18 protein-coding genes are annotated in these 20,224 nt (G+C 65.0%); 10 read left to right on the top strand and 8 right to left on the bottom strand.

Features of this window, described 5'->3' with window-relative positions:
- Positions 1–45 precede the first annotated feature (45 nt).
- The 4 genes from PT85_RS03380 (at position 46) to PT85_RS03365 (ending at position 3,173) form a co-directional block, all read left to right on the top strand.
- A complete protein-coding gene (locus PT85_RS03380; protein WP_027590354.1) occupies positions 46–759 on the top strand; it encodes a histidine phosphatase family protein in 714 nt (237 codons plus the stop codon).
- 56 nt (positions 760–815) lie between these two features.
- Positions 816–1,130, top strand: a complete 315-nt coding sequence (locus tag PT85_RS03375) for an SCP2 sterol-binding domain-containing protein (protein ID WP_027590353.1) — start codon at positions 816–818, stop codon at positions 1,128–1,130.
- A 185-nt stretch (positions 1,131–1,315) separates the two neighbouring features.
- Positions 1,316–2,383, top strand: coding sequence for a phosphotransferase family protein (locus tag PT85_RS03370; RefSeq protein WP_039605900.1), 1,068 nt, complete (start codon positions 1,316–1,318; stop codon positions 2,381–2,383).
- Between the two features lie 22 nt (positions 2,384–2,405).
- The gene (locus PT85_RS03365) at positions 2,406–3,173 is read left to right on the top strand and encodes an SDR family oxidoreductase (RefSeq protein ID WP_027590351.1); all 768 of its coding nucleotides are present in this window, start codon (positions 2,406–2,408) and stop codon (positions 3,171–3,173) included.
- Positions 3,174–3,204: 31 nt separating this feature from the next.
- Here PT85_RS03365 and PT85_RS03360 read toward each other — a convergent pair whose 3' ends face one another.
- A complete protein-coding gene (locus PT85_RS03360; RefSeq protein ID WP_027590350.1) occupies positions 3,205–3,858 on the bottom strand; it encodes a hypothetical protein in 654 nt (217 codons plus the stop codon).
- A gap of 100 nt (positions 3,859–3,958) precedes the next feature.
- Here PT85_RS03360 and PT85_RS03355 point away from each other — a divergent pair, with 100 nt between their 5' ends.
- On the top strand, positions 3,959–4,747 hold the full coding sequence (locus PT85_RS03355) for a TSUP family transporter (RefSeq protein ID WP_039605899.1): 789 nt from the start codon (positions 3,959–3,961) through the stop codon (positions 4,745–4,747).
- On the opposite strand, the gene nudC is transcribed toward PT85_RS03355, so the two are convergent.
- From nudC to PT85_RS03320, 7 genes are all read right to left on the bottom strand, one after another.
- The gene (nudC, locus tag PT85_RS03350; RefSeq protein ID WP_407681072.1) at positions 4,715–5,548 is read right to left on the bottom strand and encodes an NAD(+) diphosphatase; all 834 of its coding nucleotides are present in this window, start codon (positions 5,546–5,548) and stop codon (positions 4,715–4,717) included. The genes PT85_RS03355 and nudC overlap by 33 nt on opposite strands.
- Positions 5,542–7,212, bottom strand: a complete 1,671-nt coding sequence (locus tag PT85_RS03345) for a hypothetical protein (protein ID WP_039605898.1) — start codon at positions 7,210–7,212, stop codon at positions 5,542–5,544. The genes nudC and PT85_RS03345 overlap by 7 nt, the downstream gene beginning before the upstream one ends.
- Before the next feature lie 34 nt (positions 7,213–7,246).
- Complete coding sequence (locus tag PT85_RS03340) at positions 7,247–8,059, bottom strand: crotonase/enoyl-CoA hydratase family protein (protein WP_027590346.1); 813 nt, start codon at positions 8,057–8,059, stop codon at positions 7,247–7,249.
- A 144-nt stretch (positions 8,060–8,203) separates the two neighbouring features.
- Positions 8,204–10,459 carry an Orn/Lys/Arg family decarboxylase gene (locus PT85_RS03335; RefSeq protein ID WP_027590345.1) on the bottom strand — a complete coding sequence of 752 codons (2,256 nt, stop codon included), beginning with the start codon at positions 10,457–10,459 and terminating at the stop codon, positions 8,204–8,206.
- A 161-nt stretch (positions 10,460–10,620) separates the two neighbouring features.
- Positions 10,621–11,346, bottom strand: coding sequence for a DNA polymerase III subunit epsilon (gene dnaQ / locus PT85_RS03330; RefSeq protein WP_039561498.1), 726 nt, complete (start codon positions 11,344–11,346; stop codon positions 10,621–10,623).
- Positions 11,347–11,364: 18 nt separating this feature from the next.
- Positions 11,365–11,805, bottom strand: a complete 441-nt coding sequence (rnhA, locus tag PT85_RS03325; RefSeq protein WP_039605897.1) for a ribonuclease HI — start codon at positions 11,803–11,805, stop codon at positions 11,365–11,367.
- On the bottom strand, positions 11,798–12,568 hold the full coding sequence (locus tag PT85_RS03320; RefSeq protein ID WP_039561499.1) for a class I SAM-dependent methyltransferase: 771 nt from the start codon (positions 12,566–12,568) through the stop codon (positions 11,798–11,800). Before PT85_RS03320 ends, rnhA begins: the two co-directional genes overlap by 8 nt.
- A gap of 88 nt (positions 12,569–12,656) precedes the next feature.
- Here PT85_RS03320 and gloB point away from each other — a divergent pair, with 88 nt between their 5' ends.
- The 5 genes from gloB (at position 12,657) to PT85_RS03295 (ending at position 20,223) form a co-directional block, all read left to right on the top strand.
- Positions 12,657–13,439 carry a hydroxyacylglutathione hydrolase gene (gene gloB, locus PT85_RS03315; protein WP_039605896.1) on the top strand — a complete coding sequence of 261 codons (783 nt, stop codon included), beginning with the start codon at positions 12,657–12,659 and terminating at the stop codon, positions 13,437–13,439.
- Between the two features lie 98 nt (positions 13,440–13,537).
- On the top strand, positions 13,538–15,076 hold the full coding sequence (locus PT85_RS03310) for a lytic transglycosylase (RefSeq protein WP_082013024.1): 1,539 nt from the start codon (positions 13,538–13,540) through the stop codon (positions 15,074–15,076).
- 133 nt (positions 15,077–15,209) lie between these two features.
- Positions 15,210–17,039, top strand: a complete 1,830-nt coding sequence (locus PT85_RS03305; RefSeq protein WP_039605895.1) for an extracellular solute-binding protein — start codon at positions 15,210–15,212, stop codon at positions 17,037–17,039.
- Positions 17,036–19,141 (top strand): extracellular solute-binding protein, encoded by a 2,106-nt coding sequence (locus tag PT85_RS17650; RefSeq protein WP_081798243.1) that lies wholly within the window; start codon positions 17,036–17,038, stop codon positions 19,139–19,141. The genes PT85_RS03305 and PT85_RS17650 overlap by 4 nt, the downstream gene beginning before the upstream one ends.
- Positions 19,141–20,223: a microcin C ABC transporter permease YejB gene (locus PT85_RS03295; protein ID WP_027590075.1), complete on the top strand. Its 1,083-nt coding sequence runs from the start codon at positions 19,141–19,143 to the stop codon at positions 20,221–20,223. Before PT85_RS17650 ends, PT85_RS03295 begins: the two co-directional genes overlap by 1 nt.
- Position 20,224: the final 1 nt, after the last annotated feature.

The following is a 20,224-nucleotide window of genomic DNA, read 5'->3' as shown; positions in this document are numbered from 1 at the left end:
CGCTCACCCTACCCTCGGTTCACTTCAACCTGCCGGGTACCGGGTGTGGGCAGTATCTATCTGATTCGACATGGCCAGGCTTCCTTCGGTGCGGATGACTACGATGTCCTCTGCGCCACCGGCGTGCGCCAGTCGGAAATCCTCGGTGACCACCTGGCCCGACTCGGTACCGCCTTCGACCACTGCTACAGCGGCACCCTGCAGCGCCAGCGCCATACGGCCGAGCATGCCCTGCGCCGCTTGAGCAGCGCCGGCTTGCCGACCCCGCAACTGCATATCGAACCGGCTTTCGACGAATTCAAGGCCGAGGAGTTGATCCGCGCCCATCTGCCCGAGCTGCTGGAACATGAACCGCGAGCCCTGCACATTCTGCGCAATGCAGCCGACCACCGCAGCGATTTCCAGCGCCTGTTCCAGTTCGTCATCGACGGCTGGCTGGGCGGCCGCCTGAACACACCGGGGGTGGAAAGCTGGGAAGCCTTCGCCGCTCGAGTCGAACAGGGTCTGCGCCGGGTCATCGAGCGGGCAAACAACGACCGCGCCCGCATCGCCATCTTTACCTCGGGCGGCGCCATTACCGCCCTGTTGCACCGCGTTTCCGGCGTTCCGCCGCTGAAGGCCTTCGAGCTGAACTGGCAGATCGTCAACACGTCGCTGACCCACCTGAAGTTTCGGGGTAGCGACCTGTCCCTGGCTTCCTTCAACAACCATGCGCACCTCGAGTTGCTGAAGGCCCCGGAGCTCATCACCTATCGCTGAGCCCGGCATACTGCGGCCGCAAGCCGCCAGAAAAACCGAAAACAAGGAACCATGACATGAGCACCGTTGCCGACATCATCCAAAGCATGCAATCCAAGTTCAACCCGAGCGCCGCTGCCGGCCTGGACCTCGTGTTCCAGTTCAACATCGAAGACGGCGAGAACTACGCCCTGGTGGTCAAGGATGGCACCTGCGCCGTCGAGCAAGGCGAAAATCCCAACGCCAACGTGACCCTGATTCTCGACACCGACACCCTGAAGGGCATCACCAGCGGTGAAACCGACGGCATGCAGGCCTTCATGGCCGGCAAGCTGCGCGCCGAAGGCGACATGATGCTGGCCATGAAGCTGAGCGAGCTGTTCGCCTTCTGATTGCCGCCCGCACCTGAAAAACCGGAGCCCTGCTCCGGTTTTTTTTGCCTGTCACTTCGGCGAACTTATCGACCGGCAACAGCCTGACCAATAAGGCGGCGGTTTCCTTGAGCCGCGTCCGCCGCGCCGATTAGATTGGCCAATACTTACGGACCTCGACCATCAGGCAGAAGGATAGAACAACAATGTCACTGACCGACCAGGCCAGCCAGATCCGCGAGGGCGAGGAGCTGGATGCCGTGCGTGTGGATGCCTATCTCAAGGGGCAGTTGCAAGACCTGCAGGGGCCGCTGACGATCAGCCAGTTCCCCGGCGGCGCCTCGAACCTCACCTACCTGCTGCAGTATCCGGATCGCGCCCTGGTGCTGCGCCGCCCGCCGTTCGGGCGCAAGGCCAAGTCCGCCCACGACATGGGCCGCGAGTTCCGCATTCTCAATCGCCTCAACGACGGCTTCCCCTATTGCCCCAAGGCCCTGTTGCACTGCACGGACGAAGCGGTGATCGGCGCCGAGTTCTACGTCATGGAGCGCATCGAAGGGATCATCCTGCGCAGCGACCTGCCCGCCGAATTGGCCTTCACGCCAGAGAAGACCCGGGCCCTGTGCGAGAGCTTCATCGACAAGCTGGTGGAGTTGCATGGCGTCGATTACCAGGCCTGCGGGCTGGGCGATCTGGGCAAGCCGGAAGGCTACGTGCAGCGCCAGATCGAAGGCTGGTGCGACCGCTACGAAAAAGCCCTGACGCCCGACGCGCCGCTATGGGAAGAGGTGAAGGCCTGGCTGAGCGAGAAGATGCCCGCCGACCACCCCAAGCCGGCGCTGGTGCACAACGACTACCGCTTCGACAACGTGATCCTTGATCCGCAGGATCCGATGCGCATCATCGGTGTACTGGACTGGGAACTCACCACCATCGGCGATCCGCTGATGGACTTGGGCAACACCCTGGCCTACTGGGTGGAAGCCAGCGACCCGGCTCCCGTGCAGCTGCTGCGCCGTCAGCCCAGCAACGCGCCCGGCATGCTGACCCGCGCGGAGTTCGTTGCCTACTACGCCGAGCGCGCCGGCATTCGCATCGACACCTTCGATTACTACTACTGCTACGGCCTGTTCCGCCTGGCCGGCATCGCCCAGCAGATCTACTACCGCTACTACCACGGCCAGACCCGCGACGCGCGCTTTGCCCCCTTCGTGAAGATGAATGGGCTGCTGGAACAAATGGCCCTGCGGGTGATCCGCGCCTCCACCCTCTGACAATTACAAAAGGGAACGCCCCATGAACAAGACCAATCTGTTCGACCTCGACGGCAAGATCGCCTTCGTTTCCGGCGCCAGCCGGGGCATCGGCGAGGCCATTGCCCGCCTGCTCGCCCAGCAGGGCGCCCATGTGATCGTCTCCAGCCGCAAGGTGGAAAGCTGCGAGGGCGTGGCTGAGGCTATCCGCGCGGAAGGCGGCCAGGCCACCGCCATCGGCTGCCATATCGGCGAAATGGAGCAGATCCGCGCGGCCTTTACGGAAATCCGCGAGCGCTTCGGCCGCCTGGACATCCTGGTCAACAATGCCGCCACCAACCCGCAGTTCGGCCACGTGCTGGACACCGACCTGACCGCTTTCCAGAAGACCGTGGATGTGAACATCCGCGGCTACTATTTCATGTCGGTGGAAGCCGGCCGGCTGATGAAGGCGCAGGGGGGCGGCAGCATCATCAACGTCGCCTCGATCAACGGCGTCACCCCCGGCGAGTTCCAGGGCGTGTACTCCATGACCAAGGCAGCGGTGATCAGCATGACCAAGGTGTTCGCCAAGGAATGCGCGGGCCTGGGCATTCGCTGCAACGCCCTGCTGCCGGGCCTGACGGACACCAAGTTCGCATCGGCGCTGACCAGCAACGACGCGATTCTGAAGATGGCCCTGCAGCGCATTCCGCTCAAGCGTGTCGCCGCGCCGAGCGAAATGGCCGGCGCCGTGCTGTACCTGGCCAGCGACGCCTCCAGCTATACCACCGGCGTGGCGCTGAACGTGGACGGAGGCTACCTGGCCTGAGACGGCACACGATGGCGGGCGGTACCGGGGCTCATTCCTTCAACGTCCAGAGCCGCACCGCCCGTTGCGCGGCCGGATTCAGCGGCTGCGCCAGCAGGCCCGCCGCGGAAAGACTGACGACATACACCGCCCCGTCCGCCATGGGCAGCTGGCCGCTGCGCAGCGGCGTCGCATCGAGCAGCCAGAGCGAGCGCTGCGGCAGGCGCAGCAGGTGCCAGAAATCGAGCGGGGCGTCTTCCAGCAGATCAGCCTGGTTCTGCAGGGCCTGCTGCTCGATGGCCATGTAGCGGGCAGCGAGGCGCTCCAGACGGTAGCCAGACTCCAGACCGATCAGTTCGGCCAGTCCCTTCATGCGCAGCATGCGCACGTCCAGCTGCCAGAGATCCCCCTGCAGGATCGCCTGGCGTTCGCGGGTGCCCTCCAGCAGGGCTACCTGATATTGCTGGGGTGCAAGCGCCTGGAAACTCAGGGTCACCAGCGGTCGGTTGCTCTCCGGCAGGGGCGCATACGCCAGCAACGCCTTCACCAGCAGACCGAGTAGCGCCGCCAGCGCCAGCAGGCCCAGCGCCAGGTTGCCGCGTAACCAGCCGGCCAACCAGCCGCGCCGCCAAAGCAGACGTACCGCCAACAGCGTCACCAGCGTCGCCAGGGCGCCGCCGAGCCAGGCCAGACCGTCATACTGCATGGGATGGATTCCTGCGCGATGAAAATGCCGGCATTATGCGCAAGCCCCTGCGGGAGCAACCAGCCGCACCCTTCCACAATCTGTCCCAGTTCGAGTTTTCATGACCCTGCCTTTCGAAATCGCCCTTGAGCCGCTCACGCTCGGGCTGCTGGTGGCCGTCGCCTTCCTCGCCGGTTTCATCGATGCCATCGCCGGTGGCGGTGGCCTGCTCACCCTGCCTGCCCTGCTCACTGCGGGGCTGCCTCCACACCTGGTGCTGGGCACCAACAAGCTGTGCGCCACCTTCGGCTCGGCCACCGCCAGCTTCACTTTCTACCGACGCCGCCTGTTCGATCCCGGCCGCTGGTGGCGCGCGCTGCTGGCCACCGCCGTGGGGGCGCTGTTCGGCGCCTGGCTGGCGCACCTGATGCCAGCCAGCTGGCTGAACCTGATGCTGCCGGTCGTGGTGTTCGGTTGCGCGCTGTACCTGCTGTTCCAGCGCAAGCCCCGCGAGGCGACCGGCGACAGCCAGGCTCCTCTCGGCCGCCATCGGCAATGGCCGCAAGGACTCTCGCTGGGCTTCTACGACGGCGTCGCCGGCCCTGGCACCGGCGCCTTCTGGACGGTCAGCACGCTGATGCTCTACCCGCTCGACCTACTCAAAGCCAGCGGCGTGGCGCGCAGCATGAACTTCGTGAGCAATTCCGTGGCCCTGGGCGTGTTCATCGTAGCCGGCCAGGTGGCCTGGGTGCTGGGTATTGGCATGGGTCTGGCGCTGATGGCCGGCGCCTACCTGGGCGCGCGCACGGCGATCCACGGCGGCGCGCGCTTCATCCGCCCGGTGTTCATCCTGGTGGTTCTGGCGCTGAGCCTGCGGCTAGCCTGGCAGCACTGGGTCGGGGCGGCCTGAACGGCGCGCCAGGTGGAGGTCGACCAGGTAACGGGAGATGGAGCCCGGCTTGGGCAACGGCGGTAATGCATCGAGGGCGAACCAGCGGGCGTCCTCGATTTCCTCGGGCTGCGGCACGATCTCGCCGCCGACGTACTCGGCATGGAAACCGAGCATCAGCGAATGGGGGAAGGGCCAGCTCTGGCTACCCTGATAGCGCAGGTTGCCGACCTCCAGCCCCACCTCTTCGCGCACCTCGCGAATCACGCACTGCTCGACGGACTCGGCCGGCTCCACAAAGCCGGCCAGGGTGCTGTAGACGCCGGGTGCGAAACGCGGCGAACGGGCCAGCAGGATCTCATCGCCGCGGGTCACCAGCACGATCATGCTCGGCGACAGGCGCGGATACTGGCGGGTCGCACACTGCTCGCAGCACATGGCGCGCTCATCCTCGGCAGCCTGCTGTGGACGGCCGCAGCGACCGCAGAAGCGGTGCTCCTCGGCCCAGGTCACGATCTGGCTGGCGTAGTTGAGCAGCGGCACGATTCGCCCGTCACCCTCCAGCAGATGTCGCCGCAGGCTCACCCATTCGCAGCGAGCGGGCAGCGGAGTCGATTCGGCCAGCTGCAGCACACACACCGGCTCACCCCGCCAGTAGCCAAGTCCATGCTCGGCTATGCCCTGCAGCCCCTGCGAGCGTATCCAGGCACGCGAAAACAACGGACCGCCATTTCCCTGCACAAAGCCCTGCGCCCCCTGCAGCAGAACCCAGCCTTCCCTCTGGCTGGAGGTGATGCAGGCGGGTCGCCAATCCATCAGCAGGCCACCGGCAAACCCAGAGCCTGAACGCTGCGCTCAGCCAGATCGAGCACATCATCGCGCGGTTCGCCGTGCAGGCGACCGCCGTCTTCCAGGAAGTACTCAAGGCTGGTCAGTGCGTCCGCCAGGGTTTCCAGCAGCGGCTCGGCCGGCATACGCTCGGATTCCAGCATGCGCCACTGGATGAAATCGCCGCAGCTGCCCACCAGGCGCGCCGCGCGCTCGTATCCCAGAAACCAGAGCCCGCCACGCACGGCCTGGAGGGAATGCGGCACATTGGCCAGGTGCAGCTTTTCACCGCCGGATTCCAGATAGGCCACGATGGCACGTTTGGACAGCGCCAGCCCGGACTGCGCCTCGTCGCTGACCACGATGCGCGCCTCATTGAGCTGATGCAGCATGAAGGACGTGTCGCTGCCGGTGGACGCAGCCGCAGTCGGCGCGCGACGCCGACTGCGGTCCAGGCTCGCCACCATGCTTTCCACGTACAGCAGTGTTTCGGCCAGTCGCTCAAGCGCCGGCGCAGCCGCCGGCTGCTCATTGGACCAGGTGGCTACCTGGGACAGCTGCTCCTGCAGGGCGTTGGCGGCCGAGATCAGGCCAACCATGCCCAGTGTCTTGGTCAGCTTGGCGAGCTGGCTATGCAGCATGGCGAAACTGTCATGCTGGGCGGTACCGCGCCCGATCAGATCGAGCAGGTCCTGGACGGCACTCAGTTCTTCGCGAATGGCAGTGGACAAGGAGCGCATCACGGCCTGGCCCGGGCCGGCCAGGCGCTGGTAGCCCTCCTCCAACATGTGGTCGGTGAAGGGCAGCGGGCTGAGGTTGAACACCTGGCGAAGCTCGGTGGCACGCGGGCCCGACGAGTCGGCCAGGGCAATCAGATAGAGCATTTCCTTGAGGACATGACGAGGGACTTCATAGCCTTCGTTACCTAGCAGCAGCTTGAGTTCCCGATCGATGCGGCTAAACAGCTTGCGGGTGGATTCCCGGGGCCGCAGCTGGCCATCAAGCATGGCTTCCGCCGCACCTGCGCCGACCCAGCAGAGCCGGCCACGCGGCTCGTGGCCGAACAGGTTGTCGAAGCGCGCCAGCGCACGGGCCATCAGCTTAAGGCCTGGCTGGTGATTGTCGTCGCGCAGGAAACCGACCAGCCCCAGCTGGTACATGTGGCGCAGCAGGCGAGCCTGGGCCTGGCGCGCTCTGGGATCGACGGCAGCGACGTCGCGGGGCGGGCGCGCCTGATCCAGACGCACGCTGAAAAAGAAGCTGGCAGGCAACGCTGGCTGACCAACAGACCTGCGCAGGTCATTGATCGCCGGCAACAGCAGCTCGGGGATCTCCTGGCGGTGGACATCCAGCCCCTCCAGGTAACTGCGCAGCACATGCAGCGCACCGCTGAGCGCAGTCAGCTGGTCATCGCGCTCGGGACCGGCATCCACAGGCACGTCCATGCCCAGGCGCAGGATCTCCTGCGCCAAAAGCTCCGCACCGGTGAGTTCGATGAGTTTGAGGGTACCGCGCACCTGCTGCAGATTGCCGACCGCCTGTTGCAACAGGCTGCCGTTCTGCCGCTCGGCAATGAAGTGTTCCAGGTTTTGCTCTGCCTCGGCCATGGTCGCGAACAGCTCGTCGCGGACCAGGTTGAGTGAGGTGACTCCAGCCATGCCACTGCTTCTCCCTGCAGGCGGTTCAAATATTTCAGTCGGCAAACTCCGGCGCCTGCTTGCTCATATGAGCGGCCATGGCAATTCTGAGATCGGCTGACTGCAGCATCGCGGCGTTCCAGGTCGCGATGTATTCCAGGCCATCATCTACGCGATGGTCACGCATGTAGCGAATCATTTCCTTGGTACCGCGAATGGCGATGGGCGACTTGGCGGCGATGTCCGCGGCCAGTTGCATGACCCCGGCCAGCAGGCTGTCCTTGTCGTCGTAGACCCGGTTGACCAGGCCGATGCGCTGGGCTTCCTCGCTCTCCACCATGCGCCCGGTGAAAGCCAGCTCGCGCATGATGCCGTCGCCGATGATGCGCGGCAGACGCTGCAGGGTACCAACGTCGGCGGCCATGCCCATGTCGATCTCCTTGATTGCGAACTTCGCGTCGCGGGAGGCGTAACGCATGTCGCAGGCCGAGACCAGGTCGATGGCCCCACCCAGGCAATAGCCCTGAATGGCGGCCAGCACCGGCTTGCGGCAACGGTCGACAGCATTGAAGGAGGCCTGCAACTCGAGAATCTTTCGGCGCAGGGCATCGGCGCTGCGCCCGACGTCCTTGCCGACCAACGCGGCCGCCTGGGCCAGCAGATTCAGATCGATACCGGAGGAAAAATGCTCGCCAGCACCGCTGAGGACGACCACCCGAACGTCGTCCGTACGGTCGGCCCAGGTGAAGATCTCGATGATTTCGGTCCAGAAGGCGCTGTTCATGGCGTTGCGCTTTTCCGGTCGGTTGATCTGCACGTGGGCAATCTTGTCCTTCAACTCGACCCGGAAAGCTTGGTAATCGGCCATGCAGTATTCCCTCACGATTCAAATGGACGTATGAAACTGTGCGCCACTATAGCAAGCGGCCATTAAAAGTCGATGGCAAGGGTGTGACAAACAGCACCCTTCTCCCTCCACGCCACGCCGGGCAAAATGCCCGGCTGCCCGCTATCACGGAATGACGCAATCCACGCTGTAGCGCCGCCCCTCGGCCGTCTCCTTGTGGCGCAGGCCATGCACATCGGCGGCGAAGCCCGGAAAACGCTGTTCGAAAGCCTGGGCGAAACGCAGGTAGTCCAGCACGGCAGAGTTCCGCTCGCTGAAGCGCTCGCCCGGCATGATCAGCGGGATACCCGGCGGATAAGGCACCAGCATGGTGGCAGCAATCCGCCCCTGCAGCGCATCGATGGGGACCGCCTCCACCTGGCCACGCACCAGACGGTCGTAGGCCTGGGCCGGGGTCATGGCGATATCCGGCAGCTGGGTGTACATGCGCTTGAGCGCCTTAGCCGTGGCGTTCTCCCGATAGCAGTGATGCAACTCGTCACACAGGTCGCGCAGCCCCATGCCCTGGTAGCGCACCCCACCCAGCCTGGCCACCGACGGCAAGGCCTCGCTCAACGGCAGGTTGGCATCGAAATGCCGCTTGAACTCCAACAGCTCGGTAAGCAGGGTGCTCCACTTGCCCTTGGTGATGCCCATGGAAAACAGCACCAGGAAGGAGTACAGACCGGTTTTCTCCACTACCAGCCCCCGCTCCCAGAGGAAGCGACTGACCACCGCCGCCGGAATACCCCGCTCGTCCAGCCGCCCGCCGGCGGTGAGGCCCGGCATGACCAGGGTGACCTTGATCGGGTCGAGCAGCATGTAGTCGTCGGCGACATCGTCGAAGCCGTGCCAGTCGGCGCCCGGTTGCAGTACCCAGTCTTCGACCTGCAGCGTGTCCACGGTGTCTGCCTCCGGGGCCTGCCAGATCTGGAACCACCAGTCCTGCGCCGCCAGATTCTTGCGCACGTTGTTCAGGGCACGCCGGAAGCTCAGCGCTTCATCGAAGGTCTCCTGGATCAATGACCGACCGGCCGGCCCCTCCATCATCGCCGAGGCCACGTCCAGCGAGGCGAGGATGCCGTACTGCGGCGACGTGGAGATGTGCATCATGAACGCCTCGTTGAAGCGCTGGCGATCCAGCGCCCGCTCGCCGTTGTCCTGCACATGAATCATCGAGGCCTGACTGAACGCGGCAAGCATCTTGTGGGTCGAGTGGGTGCTGAAGACCAGTGGCCCGTCGCCCTGCCGTGCGGTGCCCATGGCGTAGCGGCCGGCGTAGAACTCGTGAAATGCAGCATAGGCATACCAGGCCTCGTCAAAGTGCAGCACCTCGACACTGTCGCCCAGTGCTCGCTTGATCTGCTCGGCGTTGTAGCAGAGGCCGTCATAGGTGGAATTGGTGATCACCGCCAGCTTGATGCGCGGCTCGCGCCCCCGCGCCAGCGGATGCGCGTCGATCTTGGCGCGTATCGCCTCGGGGCTGAACTCGCTCAGCGGAATGGGGCCGATGATGCCGAGTTCGTTGCGCTCCGGTGTCAGGTACAGAGGAATCGCGCCGGTCATGATGATGGCGTGCAGGATGGACTTGTGGCAGTTGCGATCGACCAGTACCAGGTCGTCGCGACCGACCATGGCGTGCCAGACGATCTTGTTGGCCGTGGAGGTGCCGTTGATAACGAAGAAGCTGTGGTCGGCACCGAAATTGCGCGCCGCCCGCGCCTCCGCCTCGGCCACCGGCCCGGTGTGATCCAGCAACGAGCCCAGTTCCGGCACGGATACCGAAAGATCCGAACGCAGCGTGTTCTCGCCGAAGAACTGGTGGAAAGCCTGGCCGACCGGGCTCTTGCGGTAGGCCACCCCGCCACCATGGCCAGGGGTGTGCCAGGAATAGTTGGATTGCGCGGTGTGCTCCACCAGGGCGCGGAAGAACGGTGGCAGCAGCCCGTCGAGGTAGTTGCGCGCCGCCCGTGCCACCTGGCGGGCCAGGAACGGCACCGTGTCCTCGAACAGATAGAGGATGCCGCGCAGCTGGTTGAGGTCGGCCATGGCTTCGGCCGGGGCGTTCTCGATGGTCACCTGCTCGCCGAGGGCGAAGATCGGCAACTGCGGTGCCCGCGCCCGGGCCACACGGATCAGCTCCACCATGTCCTGCAGCAGATGGCGGTTCTCACCGGCCCCCTCCGCAGCCAGCAGGATGCAGGCCAGCCCGTGATGAGTGGAAGCGACGATCCGCCCCTCCATCGTGCTCGCCGTGCTGAGAATGGTGAAGCCGCCCTGGCCGAGCTCGGCGGCGATGGCCCGGATGCGCTCGCCGGCCACACTTTCGGCCTTGATGTCGCGATGAACGATGAGAATCGGAAAATTCAGCTCGTTATACATGGTCCACCCTGCCCGCTGTCTGGCGTCAAAGAGTCATACAGACGGACGCCAGTCGCAAGGGAGGAATGGCCTGCAGGGATGCTGTGGGAGCGAATTCATTCGCGAGCTTTTGGATGCGGCCGTCCGAAGGGCTCGCGGACAAGACCGCCCCACAGGCCCGGCTACTGCTGCTCCAGCTGTGCCCACAGCGCTGGCGCGCCGCTGGCCTTCTCCAGCGCGGCCAGGCGCGCGGCATGCGCGGCCAGCTCGGCGTCCGTGGCCCGGATGACACGGCCAGGCGCGCGCGCGACAAAGCGTCTGATGGGCGACGGGGCCAGGCGTCCGCCCCCGGCTTCACTGCTCTCACCAGCCAGCGACAGGTGGGTCTGGCCACCGGTCATCGCCAGGTAGACGTCGGCAAGGATCTCGGCGTCGAGCAAGGCGCCGTGGAGCTCGCGGTTGGAGTTGTCCACGCCATAGCGCTTGCACAGCGCATCCAGGCTGTTGCGCTGGCCCGGATGGCGCTCGCGAGCCATCAGCAGGGTATCCAGCACGGAACAGTAACTGCCGATATCGGCGCGTTCGTGCTGGCTCAGCAGGTTGAATTCATTGCTGAGGAAGCCGATATCGAACGCCGCGTTGTGAATGATCAGCTGGGCGCCCTGGATGAACGCGAAGAACTCGTCGGCCACTTCCCGGAAGCGCGGCTTGTCGACCAGGAATTCGTTGGTAATGCCGTGTACTGCGATGGCGCCTTCGTCCACCTCGCGGTCTGGCTGCAGGTAAACGTGGAAATGGCGACCGGTCAGGCGACGGCCCATCAATTCGACGCAACCGATTTCAATGATGCGGTGGCCATCGCCTACCGGCATACCGGTGGTTTCGGTATCGAGTACTACGCTGCGCATGTCCTATCGTCCTGCTGTCTATTTCGTCGTCATGACGACGCCGCGGTTGGCGAGCTGGTCGGCGCGCTCGTTACCGGGATGGCCGGTATGGCCACGCACCCATTCCCAGGTCACCTGATGGCGGCTGACCTGCTCGTCCAGCTGCTGCCAGAGGTCGGCGTTCTTCACCGGCTGCTTGCTGGCGGTTCTCCAGCCGCGTTTCTTCCAGTTGGGCAGCCAGTCCTGGATGCCCTGCATCACGTATTGGGAATCGGTGATCAGCCGCACCTGGCAGGAGCGCTTCAGGGTAGCCAACGCCTGGATGGCCGCCATCAACTCCATGCGGTTGTTGGTAGTTTGCGCTTCCCCACCGAAGAGCTCCTTCTCGACGCCCTTGTAGATCAGTAGCGCGCCCCAGCCCCCCGGACCCGGATTGCCCTTGCAGGCGCCGTCCGTGTAGATCTCGACGATGTCACTCATGCTTCTTGGCGATACTCGGCACGCGGCGGCTGACCTTGGCCACCGGCAACGGCAGGAGTTTTCCCATCGCTTCACGGCGCGGCTGGCGCAAGGGTCGCAGGCCGATCATCAGCTTGCGCGCCACCAGAATGTAAAAGCCGGCCCCCGGCGACTGCCAGCGTCCGCCCCACCGTTCCAGGCGCGCCAGCCGTGCCTGCCAGGCCGGCGAGGCAAGCGGCGGACAATAGCATCCGAAGCGGCGTTTCTCCAGCGCGAAGCCCAGCAGGTTCAGCCAGTCGACCACCCGGCTGGGTGCGATGCAGCGCGCCTGGCGCAGTCCGTCGGATGCGAAGTAATGCCGCAGTCCCCAACTGCTCCAGGGATTGATGCCGAGGATCACCAGGTGCCCGCCAGGCCGCACGCTGCGGGCCGCCTCGCGCAGCAAGCCGTGAGGGGAAACGCTGAAATCCAGACCGTGTTGCAGCACTACCAGGTCGGCGCTGTGCTCGCCCAGCGGCCAGGCCTGCTCGTCGCAGGCGATTTCCACCCCTGGAAAGGGCGCCCCCAGGCTGACCGTATGGCGGATCTGCCGAGCCGCGCACGACTTGGGCGGTGGGCCGTAATGAATGCTGAAGCCGCCGAAGAAGCCGGCGAGTTCGGACTCCAGGACGGGATGCTCGGCGTTCAGCATCTGCTGCCCCAGGGGCCCGGCGAACCAGCGCCGCGCCTCGCCAGTCAGCGCCAGCCAGCGAGGATCGGCCTGGGCAAAGGGTTGCTCGGTCATGACCACCTCCGGATGAAGACGGGTAAGGCCCGCCTTGGCAATGCCGATTAAGATGCACCTTTATGTTCCGCAACGCGAGCCATCCGCCATGCTGAAGATCGATGCCCTGCCGGCGTTCAATGACAACTACATCTGGCTGCTGCAAAACCACGCCACGCATACATGCGCGGTGGTGGATCCGGGCGACGCCGCACCGGTGCTGAACTGGCTGGCGGCGCATCCCGACTGGCGCCTTACCGATATTCTGGTCACTCACCACCATCACGACCACGTGGGTGGCATTGCGCCTCTCAAGCAGCAGACCGCAGCGCGGGTCGTCGGCCCCGAGCGGGAGGCGATCCCGGCCCGCGACCAGGCGGTTGGCGACGGCGACCTCGTGAAGGTGCTGGGCCACGCATGGCACGTCTTCCATGTTCCGGGCCATACCCTGGGGCACATCGCCTACTACAGCGATACGGCCGCCGACACACCCGTGTTGTTCAGCGGCGATACCCTGTTCGCCGCTGGTTGCGGGCGTCTATTCGAAGGCAGTCCCGCACAGATGCACGACTCGCTGAGCCGGCTGGCAAGCCTGCCCGACACCACGCGCATCTACTGCGCCCATGAATACACGCTGAGCAACCTGCGTTTTGCCAGCGCCGTGGAGCCGCACAACCCCCAGGTCCGCGCGCGACTGGAAGAGGTGGAGTGCCTGCGTGCGGCCGGGCACAAGACGCTGCCCTCCACACTGGCCATCGAGAAGGCCACCAACCCCTTTCTGCGCTGCAACGAAACATCCATTAATGAAATTATTTCGACGCGTCAAAAAAACGGAAATCTGACGCCAGCACTTGTGTTTGAAGCGCTGCGCGCCTGGAAAGATCATTTTTAACTTCCCGAAGCGAGGCCCGTGTCACCGGGCCTCCTTGCCCTTGCGCCGTTGCGTTCCTAGAATCGCGGCAATTTTTGGCCTCGAAACGACCACCTCCAATGCCGCCGCTTCTTTCTTTTCATCTTTATTCAGCCCCTCTGGCACGGGCCCTGCGACTCGCCTCGCTGGCCGGCCTGCTGACTCTGGCGGGCTGTCAGAGCCTGCAGCAATCCACCGATCCAACGGAGCAGGCAACCCTGGGCACCCCTGCTCTGCCCGCTTCGCAACCTTTCGCCGAGACCGTACAGGCTCCGCCAGCCGATATCTGGGGACGCATGCGGGCGGGCTTTGCCTTCTCCATTGAAGAGAACGCTCAGATCATCCGCCACCGTCAATTGTTCATCGACAATCCCCGGACGCTCGAAGCTGCCAGTGAGCGCGGCAGCCTATACATGCACTACATCGTCGAACGCCTCGAAGAGCGCCAGTTACCGCTGGAACTGGCGCTGCTGCCCGTAATCGAAAGCGCCTACAACCCCCTCGCCTATTCCCGCGCCCATGCGGCGGGCCTGTGGCAGTTCATTCCTTCCACGGGACGCCATTTCAACCTGCGCCAGACCAACTGGTATGACGGGCGCCGTGACGTCACCGCCTCCACCGACGCCGCGCTGAACTACCTGACCCGCCTGCATGCCATGTTCGACGGCGACTGGCCACTGGCCCTGGCGGCCTACAATGCCGGCGAAGGCACGGTGCGCCGGGCCATGAAGCGCAACGAGAGCAAGGGGCTGCCGACCGATTTCTGGAGCCTGCCACTGCCGCGCGAAACCCGCGAATACGTGCCCAAGCTGCTTGGCCTGGCCTCGCTGGTAAAGGCACCCGAAAAATACAATGTCGCGCTGAATCCGATCCCCAACGAGCCCTACTTCGAGGTGGTCGAGATCGACCGCCGCATGGACCTGGCCCGCGCCGCCAAGCTGGCCGAGATCGACGAGCAGCACCTGTATCTGCTCAATCCGGCCTTCAAGCGCCGGATCACCATGGACGGCCCCCGCCATCTGCTGGTGCCAAGCAGCAACGCCGAGATTCTCGCCACCAACCTCGCGCAGCTTCCGCAAGAGGACCTGGTTGACTGGCACGAGTACAAGGTCCGCCCGGGTGACAGCCTGTACACCATCGCCCGCCGGCACAACCTGACCGTGGGCATGCTGCAGGAAATCAACCGCATCCGCGGCACACACCTGCGCGTCGGCCAGTTGCTCAGCATTCCCTCGCACGCCGGCCAGCCGGCACCCGCTGCCCGCACCGTGCTGGCCAGCGCCAGCACAGGTGGCGAAGGCACTTACAACTACCGGGTCAAGAACGGCGACTCGCTGTGGACCATCGCCGCCAACCACAAGGTCAGCGTCACCGACATCAAGCGCTGGAACAAGCTGTCGGGCAACCGCCTGCGCATCGACCAGGTGCTGACCCTGCGCGGCGGCAGCGCTCAACCGACCGGTGAGCAACCGACGATCTACAAGGTGCGCAAGGGCGACTCGCTGTACGCCATCGCCAAGCGTTTCAACGTGAACGTCAGCCACCTGCAGAGCTGGAACCCCAACAGCAGCGAAGCGCTGCGGCCCGGCCAGACCCTGACGCTCTATCTCGCGGATTGAACCGCTCCCCCAGGGCGGCCTGCCAGCCTACCGCCGATCCGCAGCCCCGGGTCGGCGGGCTTTTGCCCCCCGGGGCAAGCTGGTACTGTACCGGCAGCTTCATCCGCCGCCATGGACCGGGTTTCCTCGCCTGATGTACCGCCTCGTTATCCTGTTGCTGAGCCTGCTTTGCCTGCCGGTGCACGCCGGGCTCTTCAACAGCCATGGCTACGCCCAGTTCGGCACGCTCAAGTACCCCGCTTCCTTCACCCACTTCGACTGGGTCAACCCCGACGCACCCAAAGGCGGCACCCTGCGCCTGATGGGCCTTGGTACCTTCGATACCCTCAATCCCTACCCGCTCAAGGGCACCAGCCCCACAGCGACGGCCAACTTCTGGCAGTACGGCGTCAGCGAGCTGAACGCCCCGCTGATGGTCGGCACCGGCGCCTACGATCCTTCCGGTGACGAGCCCGCTTCCAGTTATGGGCTGGTGGCCGAGTCCATCGACTACGACAGCGAACGCAGCTGGGTGGTATTCAACCTGCGCCGCGAAGCTCGCTTCCACGACGGCAAGCCGATCACCGCCGCCGACGTGGCCTTTTCCTACCGCACCCTGCTGCGCGATGGCCACCCGAGCTACCGCACCAGCCTGCAGGAAGTGGCACGGGTCGACATCCTCAACCGCCAGCGCATCCGTTTCGTGTTCAAGCGCGCCGGCAACCCGCTGCTGATCCTGCGCCTCGGCGAGCTGCCGGTGCTGCCGCAGCACTACTGGAACAAGCGCGACATCAAGGCCACCAGCTTCGAGCCACCGCTGGGCAGCGGTCCTTACCGCATCGTCCAGGTGGAGCCCGGCCGACGTCTGGTATTCGAGCGGGTGAAGAACTGGTGGGGCAAGGACCTGGCGGTGAACCGCGGCAAGTACAACTTCGATCGGGTGGAGGTGGATTTCTACCGCGATAACCATGTGGCCTTCGAGGCCTTCAAGGCCGGCGAATTCGACATCTTCCTGGAAAATCAGGCAAAGAACTGGGCCAGCGGCTACAACTTCCCGGCAGTGGCGCGCGGCGAGGTGATCCGCGCGGAGATTCCCCATCGGATTCCCACCCAGACCCAGGCGCTGTTCATGAACAGCCGGCGAGCGATCTTCGCCGATCGGCGGGTGCGCGAAGCCATGGGCCTGATGCTGGATTTCGAATGGGCCAACCGCACCCTGTTCAATGCCGCCTACCGGCGCAGCGAGAGTTACTTCCCCAACAGCGAATTCTCCGCCACTGGCAAACCGGAAGGCGCCGAGTGGCTGCTGCTTTCACCCTGGCGCGAGCAACTGCCGCCCGGCACACTCACCCGCCCCTGGCAGATGCCGCGCACCGATGGCCGCGGCATTCCGCGCGAGACCATACGCCGCGCCCTCGGCCTGCTGGCCGAGGCGGGCTGGAAGCCATCCGGCCAGGGGCTGCGCGACGCCCGGGGTCGTCCACTGCGTTTCGAGATCCTGCTGGTCAACCCGCGCCTGGAACGCATCCTGCAGCCGTACCGGGAGAACCTGCAGCGCCTCGGCGTGCAGGTCGGCCTGCGCACCGTGGACCGCGCGCAGTACAAGCAACGGCTCGACAGCTTCGATTTCGACATGGTGCTGATGACACTGCCGCAAACCCTCAGCCCCGGCCTGGAACAATGGCAGTACTTTCATTCCTCCCAGGCGAACGTGCGTGGCAGCCGCAACTATGCGGGTATCGCCGATCCGGTGGTGGACGCCATGCTTGAACAGCTGCTGGCCGCCACCAGCCGTGAGGAGCAGATTGTCGCCACCCGCGCCCTGGACCGCGTGCTGCTCTGGCAGCACTACAGCATCCCCAACTGGTACATCGATCACCACCGCTTGGCCTATCGCAATCGCCTGGCCATGCCCGGTACGCCGCCGTACACCCTCGGATTGCGTGCCTGGTGGCAAAAGCCCACGGAGAAGAGCTCACGATGAACACCCTGTGCAAACGCCTGCTGCCGGCCACGGCCCTCACGCTCGGGCTGGCCGGCGCGGCACTGGCGCAACCCCAGCATGCCGTCACGCTGTATGACGAGGCACCGCTCTACCCGGCCGATTTCCGCCACTTCGACTTCGTCAACCCGGACGCGCCCAAGGGGGGCACCCTGCGCCTGGCCGGGCTGAATGGCTTCGACAGCTTCAACCCGTTCATACCCAAGGGCAACGAAGCCAGCATGATCGGGCTGGTCTACGACACCCTCACCTACCATTCCCCGGACGAGCCGTTCACGGAATACGGCCTGCTGGCGGAAAGGATCGAAAAGGCGCCGGACAACAGCTTCGTGCGCTTCCACCTGCGCCCCCAGGCACGCTTCCATGACGGCACCCCGTTGACCGCCGAGGATGTGGTGTTCACCTTCGATACCCTGGTCAGCAAGGGCGACCCGATGTACCGCCACTATTACGCGGACATCAAACAGGTGGTGGCCGAAGGGCTGCATCGCGTGCGCTTCGATTTCACCCATACCGGCAACCGCGAATTGCCACTGATCATCGGGCAGTTGCAGATTCTGCCCCGGCACTGGTGGCAGGAACGCGACCTGTCCCGAAGGGAGTCCGCACCGGCGCTGGAAACCATCGCCACGCTAGTGCTCGCCGAAGACGGCCGCAGCGTCACCATCACCCTGAACGAGGGCGAGAACCTCCCCAGCGCCGAGGACGTGCAACTGTCCCGTGCCACCCAGGATCTGCCGGCACTTGCCGCGGTGAAATCCCTGCACATCGCGGATGCCCGGCGCCTGCGTGCCGAATTGAACGGCCCCGCCAGCGAGGACCTGTTGGCCGCCCTGCGCGCCATGAAGGTGCTGCCGGCCAAGCGCGACTTCACCCGCACCAGCCTGGAGCCGCCGCTGGGCAGCGGCCCGTACCGCATCGCCAGCTACGCCGCCGGCCGCTCCGTGCGCTACGAGCGGATCACCGACTGGTGGGCAGCCGATCTGCCGGTGACCCGCGGCCTGTACAACTTCGACGCCATTACCCTGGATTACTACCGCGACATGTCCGTCGCCCTGGAGGCCTTCAAGGCCGGGCAGTTCGACTACAACCTGGAATACTCCGCCAAGGACTGGGCCACCGGCTATGACAGCCCCGCCCTGCGCAGCGGCCGGATCATCCAGGAAGCCATTCCCAACCACAATCCGGTGGGCATGCAGGGCTTCACCTTCAATATCCGCCGGCCGATGTTCCAGGATCGCCGCGTGCGCGAGGCCATTGCCCTGCTGTTCGACTTCGAATGGACCAACAAACAGCTTTTCTTTGGCGCCTACAAGCGCACCCGCAGCTTCTTCGAGAACTCGGAACTGGCGGCCCGCGGGCTGCCTGACGAGGCGGAGCTGAAGCTCCTCGAGCCCCTGCGCGAGCACCTGCCCGAGGAGGTATTCACCCAGGGTTTCGAGCCGCCGGTGAGCGACGGCAGCGGCATCATTCGCGACCGCCAGCGCCGCGCGTACCAGTTGCTGCTCGACGCCGGCTACCGAGTGGAAAAGGACCGCATGGTGAATGCCGATGGCCAGCCGCTGAGCTTCGAGTTCATGGTGCTGCAGGCCAACATGGAGCGCGTGCTGCTGCCGTTCAAGCGCAACCTGGCCGAGCTGGGCATCGAGATGCAGCTGCGTCGCGTGGACGTCTCGCAGTTCATCAACCGCCTGCGTTCCCGTGACTTCGACATGACCTCCAGCATCTGGCCGCAATCGAACTCGCCGGGTAACGAACAGATGGAGTTCTGGCATTCGCGCAGCGCGGACAGCCCCGGCAGCCGCAACTTCATCGGCCTGCGCGACCCGGCGATCGATGCGCTGGTGGAAGGCCTGATCCGCGCCGATTCGCGGCAGAGCCTGATCACCCATGCCCGCGCGCTGGACCGCGCCCTGCTCTGGGGCCACTACGTGGTGCCCAACTACTACATCGATACCTGGCGCGTGGCGCACTGGACGCATCTCAAGCGCCCGCACCGCACACCGCGCTACGACGTGGGTTTGATGAGCTGGTGGATCGAAGGCAGCGCGCCGACGCCTGCGCCGGACGAGGTAGCTGAATAATGCTGGCCTACATTGCGCGGCGCCTGCTGCTGATCATTCCGACCCTGCTCGGCATCCTGCTGATCAACTTCCTCATCATCCAGGCCGCGCCCGGCGGCCCGGTGGAGCAGACCATCGCCCGCCTGGAGGGCTTCGACGCCGCAGCCGGTGGCGCCACCGGACGCATCGCCGGCGGCGGCGCCGAAGCGGCGTCCGGCTCCAACTATCGCGGCGCCCAGGGCCTGGACCCGGAACTGGTGGCCGAGATCGAGCGCATGTACGGCTTCGACAAACCGGCCCATGAGCGCTTCTGGCTGATGCTGACCAACTACGCACAGTTCGATTTCGGCGAAAGCTTCTTCCGCGACGCCAAGGTCACCGACCTGATTCTGGAAAAGATGCCGGTGTCCATCTCGCTCGGGCTTTGGAGCACACTGATCATGTACCTGGTCTCCATCCCGCTGGGCATCGCCAAGGCCACCCGCCACGGCAGCGCCTTCGATGTCTGGACCAGCTCGGCGATCATCGTCGGCTACGCCATCCCGGCGTTCCTGTTCGCCATCCTGCTGATCGTGCTGTTCGCGGGCGGCAGCTACTTCAACTGGTTCCCGCTGCGCGGCCTCACCTCCAGCAACTTCGACGAGCTGTCGCTGCTGGGCAAGGTCGCCGATTACTTCTGGCACCTGGCGCTGCCGGTGACCGCGCTGGTGATCGGCAACTTCGCCACCCTGACCCTGCTGACCAAGAACAGCTTCCTCGACGAGATCGGCAAGCAGTACGTAGTCACCGCCAAGGCCAAGGGCCTGAGCCCCAACCGCGTGCTCTACGGTCACGTGTTCCGCAACGCCATGCTGATCATCATTGCCGGCTTCCCCGCCGCCTTCATCGGCATGTTCTTCACCGGTTCGCTGCTCATCGAGGTGATCTTCTCCCTCGACGGCCTGGGCCTGCTCAGCTTCGAGTCGGCGCTGAACCGCGACTACCCGGTGGTGTTCGGCACGCTGTTCCTGTTCACCCTGCTGGGCCTGCTGGTCAAGCTGATCGGCGATCTCACCTACACCCTGGTCGATCCGCGCATCGACTTCGAAAGCCGGGAGGGTTGAG

Origin of the sequence: Pseudomonas flexibilis (genome assembly GCF_000806415.1) — a bacterium.
In the GTDB taxonomy this organism is placed as follows: Bacteria; Pseudomonadota; Gammaproteobacteria; order Pseudomonadales; family Pseudomonadaceae; genus Serpens; species Serpens flexibilis.
The sequence above is the reverse complement of the archived record's forward strand: the minus strand, read 5'-3'. Positions and strand labels throughout refer to the sequence as shown.

Bases quoted from the DNA above. Each gene is read 5' to 3' on its own strand.
- PT85_RS03375 (WP_027590353.1), top strand. From the start codon at position 816: ATGAGCACCGTTGCCGACATCATCCAAAGCATGCAATCCAAGTTCAAC.
- PT85_RS03370 (WP_039605900.1), top strand. From the start codon at position 1,316: ATGTCACTGACCGACCAGGCCAGCCAGATCCGCGAGGGCGAGGAGCTG.
- PT85_RS03365 (WP_027590351.1), top strand. From the start codon at position 2,406: ATGAACAAGACCAATCTGTTCGACCTCGACGGCAAGATCGCCTTCGTT.
- PT85_RS03360 (WP_027590350.1), bottom strand. From the start codon at position 3,858: ATGCAGTATGACGGTCTGGCCTGGCTCGGCGGCGCCCTGGCGACGCTG.
- PT85_RS03355 (WP_039605899.1), top strand. From the start codon at position 3,959: ATGACCCTGCCTTTCGAAATCGCCCTTGAGCCGCTCACGCTCGGGCTG.
- PT85_RS03345 (WP_039605898.1), bottom strand. From the start codon at position 7,212: ATGGCTGGAGTCACCTCACTCAACCTGGTCCGCGACGAGCTGTTCGCG.
- PT85_RS03340 (WP_027590346.1), bottom strand. From the start codon at position 8,059: ATGGCCGATTACCAAGCTTTCCGGGTCGAGTTGAAGGACAAGATTGCC.
- PT85_RS03335 (WP_027590345.1), bottom strand. From the start codon at position 10,459: ATGTATAACGAGCTGAATTTTCCGATTCTCATCGTTCATCGCGACATC.
- dnaQ (WP_039561498.1), bottom strand. From the start codon at position 11,346: ATGCGCAGCGTAGTACTCGATACCGAAACCACCGGTATGCCGGTAGGC.
- rnhA (WP_039605897.1), bottom strand. From the start codon at position 11,805: ATGAGTGACATCGTCGAGATCTACACGGACGGCGCCTGCAAGGGCAAT.
- PT85_RS03320 (WP_039561499.1), bottom strand. From the start codon at position 12,568: ATGACCGAGCAACCCTTTGCCCAGGCCGATCCTCGCTGGCTGGCGCTG.
- gloB (WP_039605896.1), top strand. From the start codon at position 12,657: ATGCTGAAGATCGATGCCCTGCCGGCGTTCAATGACAACTACATCTGG.
- PT85_RS03310 (WP_082013024.1), top strand. From the start codon at position 13,538: ATGCCGCCGCTTCTTTCTTTTCATCTTTATTCAGCCCCTCTGGCACGG.
- PT85_RS03305 (WP_039605895.1), top strand. From the start codon at position 15,210: ATGTACCGCCTCGTTATCCTGTTGCTGAGCCTGCTTTGCCTGCCGGTG.
- PT85_RS17650 (WP_081798243.1), top strand. From the start codon at position 17,036: ATGAACACCCTGTGCAAACGCCTGCTGCCGGCCACGGCCCTCACGCTC.
- PT85_RS03295 (WP_027590075.1), top strand. From the start codon at position 19,141: ATGCTGGCCTACATTGCGCGGCGCCTGCTGCTGATCATTCCGACCCTG.